General features: G+C 70.5%; 14 protein-coding genes. 9 read left to right on the plus strand and 5 right to left on the minus strand.

The genetic code is table 11. The features are described 5' to 3' along the window. Positions 1-59: 59 nt before the first annotated feature. Entirely contained in the window at positions 60-509 is a 450-nt protein-coding gene (locus L3Q65_RS16475; RefSeq protein WP_182888783.1) for a cupin domain-containing protein, read from the plus strand. 4 nt (positions 510-513) lie between these two features. On the opposite strand, the gene L3Q65_RS16480 is transcribed toward L3Q65_RS16475, so the two are convergent. The 3 genes from L3Q65_RS16480 to pdxT form a co-directional block, all read right to left on the minus strand. After that, the gene (locus L3Q65_RS16480; protein ID WP_182888782.1) at positions 514-1,035 is read right to left on the minus strand and encodes a DUF4262 domain-containing protein; all 522 of its coding nucleotides are present in this window, start codon (positions 1,033-1,035) and stop codon (positions 514-516) included. Positions 1,036-1,274: 239 nt separating this feature from the next. Beyond that, a complete protein-coding gene (locus L3Q65_RS16485) occupies positions 1,275-2,030 on the minus strand; it encodes a YebC/PmpR family DNA-binding transcriptional regulator (RefSeq protein WP_182888781.1) in 756 nt (251 codons plus the stop codon). A gap of 59 nt (positions 2,031-2,089) precedes the next feature. After that, a complete protein-coding gene (gene pdxT, locus L3Q65_RS16490; protein ID WP_304504564.1) occupies positions 2,090-2,725 on the minus strand; it encodes a pyridoxal 5'-phosphate synthase glutaminase subunit PdxT in 636 nt (211 codons plus the stop codon). 476 nt (positions 2,726-3,201) lie between these two features. On the opposite strand from pdxT, the gene pdxS reads away from it, so the two are divergent. The 3 genes from pdxS (at position 3,202) to L3Q65_RS16505 (ending at position 7,804) form a co-directional block, all read left to right on the plus strand. Beyond that, the gene (pdxS, locus tag L3Q65_RS16495; protein WP_235146959.1) at positions 3,202-4,050 is read left to right on the plus strand and encodes a pyridoxal 5'-phosphate synthase lyase subunit PdxS; all 849 of its coding nucleotides are present in this window, start codon (positions 3,202-3,204) and stop codon (positions 4,048-4,050) included. A 649-nt stretch (positions 4,051-4,699) separates the two neighbouring features. Beyond that, positions 4,700-6,367 (plus strand): ATP-binding protein, encoded by a 1,668-nt coding sequence (locus tag L3Q65_RS16500; RefSeq protein WP_237600180.1) that lies wholly within the window; start codon positions 4,700-4,702, stop codon positions 6,365-6,367. A gap of 462 nt (positions 6,368-6,829) precedes the next feature. Next, positions 6,830-7,804, plus strand: a complete 975-nt coding sequence (locus tag L3Q65_RS16505) for an L-lactate dehydrogenase (protein ID WP_237600181.1) — start codon at positions 6,830-6,832, stop codon at positions 7,802-7,804. Between the two features lie 64 nt (positions 7,805-7,868). Here the strand turns inward: L3Q65_RS16505 and L3Q65_RS16510 are convergent, their stop codons facing one another. Together L3Q65_RS16510 and L3Q65_RS16515 are read right to left on the minus strand one after the other, a co-directional pair. Continuing rightward, positions 7,869-8,267, minus strand: a complete 399-nt coding sequence (locus tag L3Q65_RS16510; RefSeq protein WP_237600898.1) for a DUF6010 family protein — start codon at positions 8,265-8,267, stop codon at positions 7,869-7,871. Between the two features lie 107 nt (positions 8,268-8,374). Next, entirely contained in the window at positions 8,375-9,208 is an 834-nt protein-coding gene (locus L3Q65_RS16515; protein WP_182888776.1) for an AraC family transcriptional regulator, read from the minus strand. 106 nt (positions 9,209-9,314) lie between these two features. Here L3Q65_RS16515 and L3Q65_RS16520 point away from each other — a divergent pair, with 106 nt between their 5' ends. From L3Q65_RS16520 to L3Q65_RS16540, 5 genes are all read left to right on the plus strand, one after another. Continuing rightward, on the plus strand, positions 9,315-10,142 hold the full coding sequence (locus L3Q65_RS16520) for an alpha/beta fold hydrolase (RefSeq protein WP_237600182.1): 828 nt from the start codon (positions 9,315-9,317) through the stop codon (positions 10,140-10,142). Between the two features lie 637 nt (positions 10,143-10,779). After that, entirely contained in the window at positions 10,780-11,613 is an 834-nt protein-coding gene (locus L3Q65_RS16525; protein WP_220506612.1) for an SIS domain-containing protein, read from the plus strand. Further along, on the plus strand, positions 11,613-12,434 hold the full coding sequence (locus L3Q65_RS16530) for an ROK family protein (protein ID WP_237600183.1): 822 nt from the start codon (positions 11,613-11,615) through the stop codon (positions 12,432-12,434). Before L3Q65_RS16525 ends, L3Q65_RS16530 begins: the two co-directional genes overlap by 1 nt. Beyond that, the gene (locus tag L3Q65_RS16535; RefSeq protein WP_237600184.1) at positions 12,431-13,318 is read left to right on the plus strand and encodes a 1-phosphofructokinase family hexose kinase; all 888 of its coding nucleotides are present in this window, start codon (positions 12,431-12,433) and stop codon (positions 13,316-13,318) included. Before L3Q65_RS16530 ends, L3Q65_RS16535 begins: the two co-directional genes overlap by 4 nt. Further along, positions 13,315-14,151: a class II fructose-bisphosphate aldolase gene (locus L3Q65_RS16540; protein ID WP_182888771.1), complete on the plus strand. Its 837-nt coding sequence runs from the start codon at positions 13,315-13,317 to the stop codon at positions 14,149-14,151. The genes L3Q65_RS16535 and L3Q65_RS16540 overlap by 4 nt, the downstream gene beginning before the upstream one ends. Positions 14,152-14,355 lie beyond the last annotated feature (204 nt).

Here is a 14,355-nt window from a genome sequence, read left to right on the forward strand (position 1 = left end):
ACACATGTTCACATGTGCTGGCGTGGCGAACGGGCGCGTCCGCCGTGCACGATGAAGGCATGCCGGGACCGGAGGATTACGTCGCGCACCTGGGCTTGGAGCCGCTGCCGGTGGAGGGCGGCCGGTTCGCGCAGAGCTGGCGCGCGGTCGAGGGGTCGGCGATCTATTACCTGCTCACCGCGCCCGAGATCTCCGCGCCGCACCGGCTCGACCGGGTCGAGGTGTTCGTGCACCACGCCGGTTCGCCCGCGCGGATGCTCCTGCTGCATCCCGACGGGCAGGTGACGCGCCCGGTGCTGGGCGGCGACGTGGCCGCCGGGGAACGTCCGCAGGTGGTGGTGCCCGCGGGAACGTGGCAGGCGACGGTGCCGCTCGGCGCGTGGAGCCTGCTCGGCACCGTGGTGATGCCGCCTTATACCGACGACTGCGTGGAGTTCGCGGACCCGGAGACGCTGGCCGCGCAATTTCCCGACGCCGCCGCCGACCTGGCCGCGCTCGGCCGCGATTAGCCGGTCAGGGGCCGTCGACGCCGGGCGTCCAGCTCTCCGGGTCCCCGCTCTCGGTGAGCACCGGCTGCCATTCGGCGAAGCCCTCGGGCGCGTCGGCGTGCCACGGGAAGTGCCCGTCCGGCGTCGCGACGATCATCTGCAGCGCCGGGAAGTCGCCGTCCGGGTAGACGAGGAACGCGGACCCGAAGTACTCCGGGTAGTGGCCTTTCGCGACGCGTTCGAAGATCACCGGCGCGCCGTCGAAGAAATCGTCGTAGCGTTTGCCGACCTCGAAGATCTCGCCGTTGGCGGAGCGGTCGACGTACGCGTCGAGCAGGACAGGGGCCATGTGGTCGGGCAGGCCGATCACGACGGCCTCGGGCACGTTGTGCAACGCCCACGCGCACGCGGTGAAGCAGTAGCCGGCCCCCTGGTCGTCGGCGGGCACGGCGATGACCGCGTTGCCCCGTTCCCTTGCCTGGGTCTCGATCCAGGCGATGAGGCTCTGCTCTTGCTCGGTGAGGGCGGAGGTCGTCACGGCGGACATTCTGCCCCACCCGCGCGCCCGAGCCCAGTCCCCGCGCCGGTCATTTTCCCGCAGCCCCAAGGATTTTCGCGGTTTCCGTTGTGCGGCAAGGGAAAACCCGGACGAAAACGGCCGCGCCCCCGGAGTGCCGGGAGCGCGGCCGGGTCGCGCGAGATTGGATCAGTCCACCTCGGCCATGACCTCGTCGGAGACGCGGAATCCGGCACAGTGCGTACACGTTGCCCGTCCCGCCGTCGGCATCAGTCCACCTCGGCCATAACCTCGTCGGATACGTCGAAGTTGGCGTACACGTTCTGCACGTCGTCGCAGTCCTCGAGCGCGTCGATCAGCTTGAAGACCTTCTTCGCCCCGTCGACGTCGAGCGGCACGCTCACCGACGGCAGGAAGGTCAGCTCGGCCGATTCGTACTCGAACCCGGCCTCCTGCAGCGCCTTGCGCACCGGGACGAGGTCGGTTCCCTCGGAGACGATCTCGAAGTTCTCGTCGAGGTCGTTGACCTCCTCGGCGCCCGCGTCGAGGACCGCCATGAGGACGTCGTCCTCGGTGGCGTCCGCCTTGGGCATGATCACGACGCCCTTGCGGTTGAACATGTAGGCGACCGAGCCGGGGTCGGCGAGCGAGCCGTTGTTGCGCGTGAGCGCGGTGCGGACCTCCATCGCGGCGCGGTTCTTGTTGTCGGTGAGGCACTCGATCAGCACCGCGACGCCGTTGGGGCCGTAGCCCTCGTAGGTGATGGTCTGCCAGTCGGCTCCGCCCGCCTCCTCGCCGGCGCCGCGCTTGCGCGCGCGCTCGATGTTGTCCTGCGGGACGGAGTTCTTCTTCGCCTTCTGGATGGCGTCGTACAGCGTGGGGTTGCCGTCCGGGTCCCCTCCCCCGGTCCCGGTGCGGGCGGCGACCTCGATGTTCTTGATCAGCCGCGCGAAGAGCTTGCCCCGCTTGGCGTCGAGGTTCGCCTTCTTGTGCTTCGTCGTGGCCCACTTGGAGTGGCCGCTCATCTTTCCTCCATCTGTTCCCGCGGCCGCGTGCCTCCCGGCGCGGCCGCCGCAATCCTTGCTCAGGCTTTCCGCACGAGCTCGACGAACAGCCGGTGCACGCGCTCGTCCCGGGTGATCTCCGGGTGGAACGCCGTGGCCACCACCGCCCCCTGCCGGACGGCGACGATCCTATCCGCCCTGGGCCCGTCCGGCGGGTCCTCCGGGTCCGGCACGGTGGCCAGCACCTCGACGCCGTCTCCCGCCTTCTCGACCCACGGGGCCCGGATGAACACCGCGTGCAGCGGCCCGCCGGCCACGCCGGCGAACGGGAGGTCGGCCTCGAAGGAGTCGACCTGCCTGCCGAACGCGTTGCGCCGCACGACCACGTCGAGGCCGCCGAGCTGCTGCTGGTCCGGGCGCCCGTCGAGCACCTGGCGGGCCAGCAGGATCATCCCGGCGCACGAGCCGAACGCCGGCAGGCCGCCGGCGATCCGCTCGCGCAGCGGTTCGAGCAGCTCGAAGGTCTCGAGCAGCCGCGACATCGTGGTGGACTCCCCGCCGGGCAGCACCAGGCCGTCCACTCGGGACAGCTCGGAGGGGCGGCGCACCGGAACCGCGCGGGCCCCCGCGCTCTCCAGCATCGCGACGTGCTCGCGCACGGCGCCTTGCAGGGCGAGCACGCCGACCGCCGGCCGTGCTCCCGTAGCTGTCGCCACCAAACCTCCCGTGAGACGTTCACGTCAGCTTAGGGGGGCCGTCCGGAACGCAACCGGGCAGGTCAGGCGGGCAGCATCGGGGCCGCCGCCCGGCTGGGGAGCGCTCCGGCGGCCGGTCCGGGGCCGACGTGAAGTGGACTGCTGAAATCTGTCGCCAGTGGACACCTCGAAGGTGGTCTCCGCTGGAGCCGGGCCAGCCGCTCTGCCGCGGGCTGATCCCGTCTCCCATGGTAGGCCGTTCCGGAAGCCCCAGGTCAACGCTTCCCGGTGGAAAAGTGACCGAGCCCAAGTGGATCTTTCCGGGCGAGAAGTGGCCTTCCGAGATAGCCGTGCAATGGCCTGCCTCAGCGGTCCACCGTCGTCTTACCCTGGAGGAGAAGACCAAGTCAGCTCCCCCAAGAAAGGCCCGCAAGGTGTCGCAGCAGCAGAACGCCGAACCCCAGACCGTCACCGGCACCGCGAAGGTCAAACGCGGCATGGCGGAGATGCTCAAGGGCGGCGTGATCATGGACGTCGTGACCGCCGACCAGGCCAAGATCGCCGAGGACGCGGGCGCGGTCGCCGTCATGGCGCTGGAGCGCGTCCCCGCGGACATCCGCGCCCAGGGCGGCGTCGCCCGGATGAGCGACCCGGACCTGATCGACGGCATCATCGAAGCGGTGTCGATCCCGGTCATGGCGAAGGCGCGGATCGGCCACTTCGTCGAGGCGCAGGTGCTGCAGTCGCTCGGCGTCGACTACATCGACGAGTCCGAGGTGCTCACCCCCGCCGACTACGCGAACCACATCGACAAGTGGGCGTTCACCGTCCCGTTCGTCTGCGGCGCGACCAACCTCGGCGAAGCACTGCGCCGCATCACCGAGGGCGCGGCGATGATCCGCTCGAAGGGCGAAGCGGGCACCGGCGACGTCTCGAACGCGACCACCCACATGCGCAAGATCCGCGGCGAGATCCGCCGCCTGCAGTCGCTGCCGGAGGACGAACTGTTCGTCGCGGCGAAGGAACTGCAGGCGCCGTACGAACTGGTCCGCGAGGTGGCCGAGGCGGGCAAGCTCCCGGTCGTCCTGTTCACCGCGGGCGGCATCGCCACCCCGGCCGACGCGGCGATGATGATGCAACTGGGCGCCGAGGGCGTGTTCGTGGGCTCGGGCATCTTCAAGTCCGGCAACCCGGCGCAGCGCGCGGAGGCGATCGTGAAGGCCACGACGTTCCACGACGACCCGGACGTGCTGGCGAAGGTTTCGCGCGGGCTTGGGGAGGCCATGGTGGGGATCAACGTCGAGGACGTGCCGGAGCCGCACCGGCTCGCTGAGCGCGGTTGGTGACTCGCCGGGGTTCGCCCCGTTCCACCTGATCCCAGTGCGAGCAAGGGGCGAGGGCTTCGGCCCTCGCCCCTTGAGCTGGGTCATCCGGTTCGCCGAATACCCCATCTTGGGCCGCGGCAGCGGGCCAAGCCGCCATCGCCTCGGGGCAGCGGGACGGAATACAGCTCGCGCATGCCCCCGGCTACCGGATCCGCGGCGCAGCGACCTGGACGCCGTGCGACAACGTCGGCGCAACGGAAAGCAGCGAACCGTTTCCCGCGGGGTTCCCGATCACCCTTGCCTGCGCATGGCGTCGAGACAGCTTCTCTACGTCTCTGCGACCGGCCTGCGTCTCAAGCGCGGATTCACTCTGCCCGGTGTGACTTCACTGGCGAAACGCGCGTGTTCGCCTTGGCGACCGAGCCGCCGCAACCGCGGACGATGCGGGAGTGCGGGCAGCAGGCACCTGACGCCAGGCGGGCGACCGTCCGCAGTTCGAGCAGGCATGTCGCGGGAAGCGGCTTGCTCGTCCGGGCCACCCGGCGGAGGCAGCGAACTCACAGGCATGCGGCGGCCCCGGGCAAGCGCCCGCCCCGATCGGCAAGCGGCGCTACGATCGACGTCCGGCTACGGAGCAGCCGCGCTCAGCGGCACAGAAGGGCGGCGGTCGATGACCGATCGTGCGCAAGGCGGAGGAAACCGTTATGCGGGCACTGCGCAAAAGGTGGTCCAGGCAGGTACAGTTTTTGGCGGAATTCGAATAGATACATCGAAAGTTCCCCTTCTTCCCGCACCCAACCAGCTCCCCGCGACGGTCGCGCATTTCACTGGCCGCGAGGCTGATCTGCGCCAGTTGCACAGCCTGCTGCCCGATGACGATGCGCACGAACCGGCCACATTGCTCATCTCCGCAATCGCAGGAATGGCAGGCGTCGGCAAAACAACTCTTGCGACCTACTGGGCGCACCGCATCAGAGACCGGTATCCGAATGGAGCGCTCTACGTCAATTTGCAGGGCTATTCGAACGAGAAAGTGGCGGACCCCGGCCCGGTTCTCGGCAGCTTCCTGCGCGCGCTCAACGTCCCCGATGCGGAGATTCCTGCTGACGTTGCTTCCCGAGCAGCACTTTTTCGGTCACTGCTGACCGAACGTCGCGTTCTGGTGCTTCTCGACAACGCGGCCACTCCCGAGCAAATCCGGCCACTGCTCCCGGGGTCGCCGAGCTCACTGGTGATCGTGACAAGCCGCAGCCGGCTATCGGGCCTGATCGCCCGGAACGGCGCTCGGCCGATCTTCCTCGGCCTCCTGTCCGACACAGAGGCGATGAGGCTGCTTCGCCGAATAGCGGGAGATGCTCGCATTGATTCCGAACCCACTGCCGCGACCGCACTCGCCGGGTATTGTGCGCATTTGCCGCTAGCATTGTGCATAGCAGCTGCCCGGGTTGTGGTAAATCCCCACAAAGCCATCGAGGAACTGGTCGCAGAGCTGAGCGCAGAGCGGAACAGGCTGGACTTCTTCAACACCGAGGACGAAGAAACGGCCGTCCGGGCCGTATTCTCCTGGTCGTATCGATCCCTCTCCCCGGATGCCGCGAAGATGTTTCGGCTGCTCAGCCTGTATCCAGTGCCGGTCATTGACATACCAGGAACCGCGGCACTGGCCGGAATTTCAAAGAAGTCAGCACGAGATCTCTTGCGTCTGCTGTTTGACGGGCACCTCCTGGAATCGCAGCCGGGCTCCGCTTATCGATTCCATGACCTCGTCCTGGCCTATGCGTCCGAGTGCCTCGAAGCCGATGAACCTCCCAGCAGCCGCGCCGAAGCTTTGCAGCGAATCAGCGGCTGGCACGAGTACCTCCGGCTGCGTGAGCACACCGTGGCTCACACTACCGAATGGGGACGCGCCACCGCATTAAGACAGGCGGGCGAACACGCACTTTTCTTCCATTGGCACGACGAGGCCATTCCGCTCCTCAAAGAATCTGCGACCATTTTCAGCACGATACGCGACCACCGGGGCGCCGGCCTGGCCCACCTAGGCCTAGGCGAGGCTTACCGAAAGCTGGATCAGCAGCACAGGTGCATCCAGCACTTGCAGAAAGCTGCCGACGAGTTCGCGAAGGCCAACTGTCGAGTGGACAGCTGCACAGCGTTGCATAAACTCGGCAAAGCCTGGGCTCGCGCTGGAAATCCAGGCAAAGCACAGGGAGCGCTCCAACACACACTGCGAATTATGGAGTCGTTGGGCAAAACCGCCGACGCCGACTTGGTGCTCAAGGAGTTAGCCGAAATCACTGCTGATGCCGCACCGCACCGCGATCGCCCGCTGGAGTAGGCCAGTGCGGACAGGCCGCATGCGTCCGACCCGACGTTGAGACCTCGTAGGTGGCGGGGCGCGGCTTCGCTTCGCACGTCAACGGAAGATAGCTGCCGGATGTCATGCCTGGCCACCGGCCTGCCCGCAGTTCGGCTCCTCGGCAGGCCGGGCGCTCGGGCTCAGCGCGGAGGGTCCGCGAAGGCACTCGTGCCGGTCGGCTCGGCGACGCAGCGCCGCACCGAGACGACCTCGTCTTGACCGGATGCTCTGCGTCAGCCGCGGATCAGTCCGCAACTGCCGGGTGCGGTGCCTGCGGGACGAACCGGCCAAGCGGTGAGCCACTGATGGCGGCACCGGGCAGAGGACGTTGGTCTCCGGTGGCAATGGCCCTCGCCCCTAACTGCGCCGGAGCGGCTGTCCCACGCTGGACCTGCCGCACGGGCAGGCTCGGCGGCTTCGGGTCCGGCGAGGAGGATGCAAGTGCCGCAACTGTTTCCGGTGCACAGCGCGCCGCACGGGACCAAGGTCGCCGTCGTCGGGGCGGGCGCGGTCGGTTCCACGATCGCCTACGCCTGTCAGATTCACGGCGTGGCCCACACCGTCGCGCTGTACGACACCGACGCGGCCAAGGTGCGAGCCCAGGTGCTCGATCTGCAGCACGGCAGCATGTTCACGCCGACCACGGCGATCATCGGCAGCGACGACGTCGGGGTGTGCGCGGACGCCGACGTCGTGGTGATCACCGCCGGAGCCAAACAACGCCCCGGGCAGAGCCGCATGGCGCTCGCCGAGGCGAACGTCGCGATGTGCCAGGCGCTGGTGCCGCGGCTGCTGGAGGTGGCGCCGGAAGCGATCCTGGTCCCGGTCACCAACCCCGTCGACGTCGTCACGCAGGCGGTCCTGGCCGTCAGCGGCCTCCCCGCGCACCGCGTCGTCGGCTCCGGCACCGTGCTGGACTCCTCCCGGCTGCGGTCGCTGATCTCCGAACGCGCCGGAGTCGGCGTGCCCAGCGTGCGCGCCTACATCGCCGGCGAGCACGGCGACAGCGCGGTGCCGCTGTGGTCGGGAGCCTTCGTCGGCTCGGTGCCGGTGTCCGATTGGAAGGTCGACGGCACCCCGACGTTCACCCAAGCGGTCCGGGACGACATCGCCCGGACCGTGACCGACGCGGCCTACGAGGTGATCGCGGGAAAAGGAGCCACCACCTACGCGGTGGGGCTGGCCGCCGCGTACATCCTCGACGCCGTCCTCGGGGACCAGCGCCTCATCCTCCCGGTCAGCAGCCTGGTTCAGGACTTCCACGGCATCGGCGGGGTGTGCATGTCGCTGCCGCGCCTGGTCGACCGCAGCGGGGCGGGCGTGCCCGAACCCGTGACGCCCTCGCCGGAAGAGCTCGCCCGGCTCCGCTCCTCCGCCGCACAGATCCGCAAGGTCTGCCGCGACCTGCGCCTGTGAACACGCGGTCGGCCCGCTGGCCGGCGAGCATGGCGGGTCCGGACCGGGCTGGAGCCTCGCGGGGTCAGGCCCGTACGGAGACGAGTTTCGCACGGGCTTCCTTCACGGACGGCCCGCCGGTGAAGCACCAGATGGCGATCACCGGGTCGCAGATGGCGCAGCCCAGCGACGACGTGTGCGCGAAGGGCAGAATCGGCGCGCCTTTGAGGTGGTGCATCACATCCAGAGTCGTGTGCAGCAGCCAGGCGACCCCGATGAAAGCCCACGATTCCAGCCCGCGGTAGGCGCAATAGGTCACCGCGGCGGCGAATGCCAGTTCCCACGGGCCGAACGCGCCGCTGCTCAGATAGGCGGCACCGGCGCCCGCGACCATGATCGCGTTGAAACGCCGGCGGTTCGGTTCGGCGACAAAGGAATTGAGGACGGTGTAAGCAACGCCGATGAGAACGGCGGAAACGATGATCACCACCGCACGCTAAGGTCGCGGGTTCTCGCGCGTAACCGGCCTCGACGACACTTTTCGCCGGGTTCTGGCCAGCGCCGCGCCCGCTTGATCCCGCCGCCGCGGCGCTAGTCGCGCCCGGTCAGGTTCTCCGACTGCCATTGCCCGGGGCGGACGCCGGTCTGGCGCAGGAAGAACGCCGAAAAGTTCGCCGCGTCGGGGAAACCCAGCCGTTGCCCGCACCGCGCCGCGCTGAGCCGGTCGTGCACGAGCAACCGCTTGGCCTCCAAAACCAAGCGTTCGCACAGGTAGTCCTTGCAGCTGCGGCCGGTCGCCGCTCGGACGGCGCGCGTCAGGGTTCTCGGGGCGTACCCGAGCTTGCGGGCATAGCTGGCGACGTCGTGGCGGACCCGGAAATCCTCTTCCACCGCGATGCGGAATCGGCGGAAGAGGCCCTGCCCGGACTCGCTGTCCGCGGACGGCGGCGCGAGCCTCAGCAGCAGCGCGGACAGCACCAGGCCGAGCAGTTCGCCGGTCCGCGCCTGCGGTGCGGCGCCGGCCTCGCTGCGAAGATGCCCGAGCGCGGCGTTGATCAGCGGCCACTGCGCGGCGGGGGCCGTCCAGCACGCCGACGCACCGGGGCCGGCCGCCAGTTCGCGGCTGCCGGGGGCGGCCGGCGCCGTGGGCACGAACAGCACCAGGTCTCCGGCCAGGTCTCCGAGGTCGTCCCAGCGGTGCACGACGCCTGGCCGGATCCACACCACGCTCCGCGCCGCGAGCGGGCAGCTCGCGAAGTCGACCGAAACCCGGCCGTGGCCGCGCCGGACCACCGCGAGCACGTGGAAGTCGCCGCGTTCGGTCATGCCGCGGTTCAGCCGTCGCAGCTTCGCGAACGACATCGTCTCGACAGGCACGCCGGACTCTTGCGGCGGCTGGTAGGCAAGCTGACGAATCGCGGTCATGCTGTCCATTTTTCACCATGCCCGGTCCGGCCTCGACGATGCGCTCAGGCAGCCCGGGCGGTTGACTCGATGACAGGTTGATCAGCGTGGAGAAAGGAAAATTCTCATGGTTTCAAGGACGTCGGATCGGCTTCCGGTCTACGACTACCGCCAGGGCGACGGACCCGTGCTGGTGTTTCTTCACTACTGGGGCGGCTCGGCGCGCACCTGGCAGCCCGTGCTCGACCGGTTGCCGGGGCGCGCCGCGCTGACTGTCGATTTGCGCGGGTGGGGACGCTCGCGCGAACTGCCCGGCCCCTACACGCTGGAGCAGTTCGCGCACGACACCGCTGCCGTGGTCGCCGACGCGGGGGTGACCGACTACCTCCTGGTCGGGCATTCGATGGGCGGCAAAGTCGCGCAACTGGCGGCTTCCGCGCGTCCGGACGGGCTCGCCGGGCTCGTCCTCGTCGCTCCCGGACCGGCAAAGCCCGCCGCGACGGTGACGCCTGAGTACCGGGAAGGACTGGCGCACGCCTACGACTCCGACGAATCGACAGCGGCCGCCCGCGACGCCGTTCTCACCGCCACCGCGCTGAGCGACGAGACGAAAGCCCAGATCGTGGCCGATTCCCGTGCCTGCGGCGAAGAAGCCCGGCTCGAATGGCCCTTGCACGGGATCGCCGAGGACATCACGAGCGCCGCCCGCGGCATCGACGTGCCCGTCCTGGTCGTCGCGGGCGAGCACGACCGGGTCGAGCCAGCCGGGGTGCTGCGCGACAATCTGCTGCCTTACCTGGCGCGCGCACGCATGACTGTCCTTCCCCGCAGCGGCCACCTCCTGCCGTTGGAAGCACCTGACGAACTCGCGCAGCTGCTTGAGGACGGCTGGCATCGACGACCGCACGGTCCCGCGCTCAGCGGCGGTGCGGGTATTCGGGGCGAGCGCCGCTGAACGGACAGGATCGCCGGCTTGCGAGTGACGCCGCCCCGGATCTCGGCGGCACGCCGGGCGGTTTCGTGACCGTCCCAGGCGGACCGTCCGGAAAGGACGGACCGCAGGTCCGGCAGGTCGCCACCGCCCGCAGCCGGCCGTCGTAGTCCCTAGTCAGCCGCTGGTCGACGGCCAGCTGAGCCAGCTGCGCGTCCTGCGCGCAGTGCGGCCCCTAGCCGGTCGGCGCGCAATTCGGCGACATCCTCCGCCAGCGGTTTGGCCAGCAGGACGACGTCGCACTCGACGATGAACCGCTCGCGCGTCCGCGGGCCCGCGACGCTGCCTGCCCGGCGCTCGTCGGGAACGCCGAAAGGTTCGCCGTTCGAGCGCCCGCCGCCCGGCAGACACTTCCGCCGTGCCGGACGCTCACAACAGCCCACCCGAGATGATTGAAGATGTTGCAAATCGCTTACTTCAAGCATAAACGATCGTATACACTGAGGGCCGCGCTCAGTTCACGGACCGAAGGGCCTTCATGTCAGAGCCGTCCTCTCCCGAGTCGTTCTCGCCCGAGTCCTCCGCGTCGGACGAGCCCGGTGCGCTTTCCGCGCCGGGGCCGGGCTCCTTCGTGGCCGCCGAACTGGCCTCCCAGCCGCAGATGTGGCGCGCCGCGGCGGACTGTGCCGCACCGGCCGCCGGAGCGCTGCCCCGCCCTGGCGAGCGCGTGGCCGTCGTCGGGTGCGGCACCAGCTGGTTCGTCGCGATGAGCTATGCCGCCGCTCGGGAGCAGCGGGGTCTCGGCGTCACCGACGCGTTCGCCGGATCGGAGTACCCGGCTGGCCGCGAATACGACCGGGTGGTCGCGATCTCCCGGTCCGGCACCACCACCGAAATCATCGAGCTGCTGTCCGCGCTGGCCGGGCAGCGCACCACGCTGATCACCGCGGTGGGCGACGGGCCCGCCGCCTCGGCCGCGACGGAGGTGGTCGAGCTGCCGTTCGCCGACGAGCGTTCAGTGGTGCAGACCCGCTTCGCCACGAGCACGCTCGCGTTGCTGCGCGCCGGCCTCGGCGACGACATCGGCGAGCTGGCGCGGCAGGCCGGGCGTGCGCTGCGGGAACCGGTCGACGACCTGCTCGACGCCGAGCAGGTCACCTTCATCGGGCGCGGCGCCGCGGTCGGCATCAGTTGCGAGGCCGCGCTCAAAACCCGGGAAGCGGCGCAGTTCTGGGCCGAGGCCTACCCCGCGATGGACTACCGGCACGGCCCGATCGCCATCGCGCAGCCCGGCAGGCTCGTGTGGTCGTTCGGCGAGACCCCGGACGGGCTGGCCGGCGAGATCGCCCGCACCGGCGCGCGGTTCGTGCACCACGACCTCGACCCGCTCGCCGGGCTGGTCGTGGCGCAGCGGTTCGCGGTGGCGCTCGCGCGGCGGCGCGGGCTCGATCCCGATCGGCCGCGGTCGCTGACCCGTTCGGTCATCCTCGCCTGATGGCCGTCCTCGGCGTCGATGTCGGCGGCACGACGGTCAAGATGCGCGTGACCGACGGCCGTTCCGTGTTCGCCGAATGGCGCGAACCGACCCCGTTCGGCGATCCCGCGGCGCTCGCCGATCTGGTGGCCCGCGCGGTCGCGCGCCATCCGGTCGAAGCGGCGGGCCTGGTCGTCCCGGGAATCGTGGACGAGCGCGCCGGGCGGTGCGTGAAGGCGGTCAACCTCGGCTGGGACGACGTTCCGGTGCGCGACCTGGTCTCCGCTCGCCTCGACGTGCCGCTCGCGTTCGGGCAGGACGTCCGTGCGGGGGCACTCGCCGAAGCCCGCACCGGCGCCGCGGCAGGCGCTTCGGGGCCGGTGCTGTTCGCTCCGGTCGGCACCGGTTTCGCGACCGCGCTCGTGGTGCGCGGCGAGGTGCTCGACGCGGGCCCGTGGGCGGGCGAAGTCGGGCAGGTCCGGCTGCCCGGCGGCCGCCGCGTCGAGGAGGTCGCGTCGGCGTCCGGGCTCGCGCGCCGGGCCGGAGCCCCGGACGCGGCCGCCGTCGCCGCGCGGGTTCGCGACGGAGTTCCGGCGGCGGTCGAGGCGTGGGACGAGTGCGTCCGCGCGCTCGCGGAGCCGATCGCCTGGGCGACCGCCGTGGCCGGCTGCGCCACCGTGGTCGTCGGCGGCGGCCTCGCCGAGGCGGGCGCCCTGCTGCTCGACCCGCTCGCCCGCGAGGTCGCGCATCGGCTCGGGGCGCTCCGCGCGCCCGCGATCGTGCAGGCGCGCCACGGGGATCGGGCCGCCGTGGTCGGCGCGACGCTGCTGGCGCTGCGATGATCGTCGTCGCCACGCCCAACCCCGCGGTCGACATCACCTACCGGGTCGGCACCCACGCCCTCGGCGACACCAACCGGGTGCTCGACGTGCGGCGGCGCGCTGGCGGCAAAGGCGTGAATGTCGCCCATGTCCTCGCGGCGCTGGACATTCCCGTGCGCGCAGTGCTCCCGCTCGGCGGCGACGCGGGCCGCTGGCTCGGCTCGGCGCTGACGGTTCCGTTCGACGCGACTGCCTGCGAAGCCGAGACCCGGTCGACGGTCACGGTCGCCGGCGACGGCCATCCCACGGTGTACGCCGAGCCGGGGCCCCAGCTGTCCGCCGCGGAATGGGAACGGTTCTCGGCCTTGCTCGCCGCCCGGCTGCCGGACGCGGAGCTGCTGGCGATTTCCGGTTCCCTGCCCCGGAACGCCGCACCGGAACTGGTCGGCGAGTGGGTCCGGCTGGCCCGGGAAGCCGGGGTCCGGGCACTGGTCGACTCGTCCGGGCCCGCGTTGCTGGCCGCTGCCCGGGCCGGGGCCGACGTGAAACCGAACCGCGAGGAACTCCTCTCCGCCACCGGCGCCGCCGACGAAGCCTCGGGCGCCGCGGAGTTGTCCAGGCTCGGCGCCGGGCTGGTCGTGGTGTCGCGGGGCGAGGACGGCATCGCCGCCTACACCCGGTCGGGGGTCGTCCGGGTTCCCGCTGTGCCCGGCGTGCGCGGCAACCCCACCGGCGCCGGGGACGCGGCGACCGCCGGGCTGGCCGCGGCACTCGTGCGCGGGCTGCCGCTGGAGGAGGCGCTGCGCCATGCCGTCGCAGCCGGTGCGGCCGCTGTGCTGCGTCCGGTCGCCGGCGAGATCGACCTGTCCGCGTACCGAGGATTCCTGAACGGAGCGTCCGCATGATCACCCGCCCCGCCTTCGCCCGGCTGCTCGCCTCGGCCCAGGACCGGGGCGGCGCGGTCGGCGCGTTCAACGTGATCCTGCTGGAGCACGCCGAGGCCATCGTCTCCGGGGCCGAGGAGGCCCGGTTGCCGGTGGTCCTGCAGATCAGCGAGAACTGCGTGACCTATCACGGCGGGCTGGCCCCGATCACCGCGGCCTCGCTGGAGATCGCGCGCCGGGCGTCGGTGGAGGTGCTCGTGCACCTCGACCACGTCGAGGACACCGGCCTGGTCCGCGAAGGCATCGAACTGGGCGTGCACAGCGTGATGTACGACGGTTCGCGACTGTCCTATGCGGACAATGTGCGCAGCACCCGCGCGATGGCGGACCTCTGCCACGCGGCGGGAGTCGCGGTGGAAGCCGAACTGGGCGAGGTCGGCGGCAAGGACGGCGTGCACGCGCCGGGCGCCCGCACCGATCCGGACGAAGCCGCGGAGTTCGTCGCCGCCACCGGGGTCGACGCGCTGGCCGTGGCGGTCGGCACGTCGCACGCGATGCTGTCGCGCACCGCCGCGGTCGACCGCGGACTCGTGACACGGCTGCGGGACGCCGTCCCGGTTCCCTTGGTGCTGCACGGGTCCTCCGGCCTTTCCGACGACGAACTGCGCGGCGCGGTGGCCGCCGGGATGGCGAAAGTCAACATCTCGACGCACCTCAACGGGCTGTTCACCGGCGCGGTGCGGCAGTTCCTGGACGAACAGCCCGAGGCGGTCGACCCTCGCAAGTACGTGCGGCTCGGCCGGTCCGCGGTGGCGGCGGAGACCGCGCGGCTGCTCCGATTGCTGGCCGGGTAGGGAAACCGGGAGGTTCGGGCCAGGCTGACGCGGTGCCGGAAAGCGGCACCGCGCGGATCTGCCTGCCGCCCACCGGATCCGGCTCGGCGGGCACCCCCAACCTCGATACCGACGGAAGTCTGCTCCACCGCTTCGGCCGGTGACTTCGCTGCCTGAGTGCGCTATACAGAAGCGCCATGTGCATTTTAATGCGCAAGAGAGGTA

The organism is Amycolatopsis sp. FU40 (assembly GCF_021903635.1).
GTDB classification, from domain to species: Bacteria; Actinomycetota; Actinomycetes; order Mycobacteriales; family Pseudonocardiaceae; genus Amycolatopsis; species Amycolatopsis dendrobii.

What these genes read in the sequence shown, in the direction of transcription:
- L3Q65_RS16475 (WP_182888783.1), top strand. Translation starts at nt 60, where the DNA reads ATGCCGGGACCGGAGGATTACGTCGCGCACCTGGGCTTGGAGCCGCTG.
- L3Q65_RS16480 (WP_182888782.1), bottom strand. Translation starts at nt 1,035, where the DNA reads ATGTCCGCCGTGACGACCTCCGCCCTCACCGAGCAAGAGCAGAGCCTC.
- L3Q65_RS16485 (WP_182888781.1), bottom strand. Translation starts at nt 2,030, where the DNA reads ATGAGCGGCCACTCCAAGTGGGCCACGACGAAGCACAAGAAGGCGAAC.
- pdxS (WP_235146959.1), top strand. Translation starts at nt 3,202, where the DNA reads ATGGCGGAGATGCTCAAGGGCGGCGTGATCATGGACGTCGTGACCGCC.
- L3Q65_RS16500 (WP_237600180.1), top strand. Translation starts at nt 4,700, where the DNA reads ATGACCGATCGTGCGCAAGGCGGAGGAAACCGTTATGCGGGCACTGCG.
- L3Q65_RS16515 (WP_182888776.1), bottom strand. Translation starts at nt 9,208, where the DNA reads ATGACCGCGATTCGTCAGCTTGCCTACCAGCCGCCGCAAGAGTCCGGC.
- L3Q65_RS16520 (WP_237600182.1), top strand. Translation starts at nt 9,315, where the DNA reads ATGGTTTCAAGGACGTCGGATCGGCTTCCGGTCTACGACTACCGCCAG.
- L3Q65_RS16525 (WP_220506612.1), top strand. Translation starts at nt 10,780, where the DNA reads ATGTGGCGCGCCGCGGCGGACTGTGCCGCACCGGCCGCCGGAGCGCTG.
- L3Q65_RS16530 (WP_237600183.1), top strand. Translation starts at nt 11,613, where the DNA reads ATGGCCGTCCTCGGCGTCGATGTCGGCGGCACGACGGTCAAGATGCGC.
- L3Q65_RS16535 (WP_237600184.1), top strand. Translation starts at nt 12,431, where the DNA reads ATGATCGTCGTCGCCACGCCCAACCCCGCGGTCGACATCACCTACCGG.
- L3Q65_RS16540 (WP_182888771.1), top strand. Translation starts at nt 13,315, where the DNA reads ATGATCACCCGCCCCGCCTTCGCCCGGCTGCTCGCCTCGGCCCAGGAC.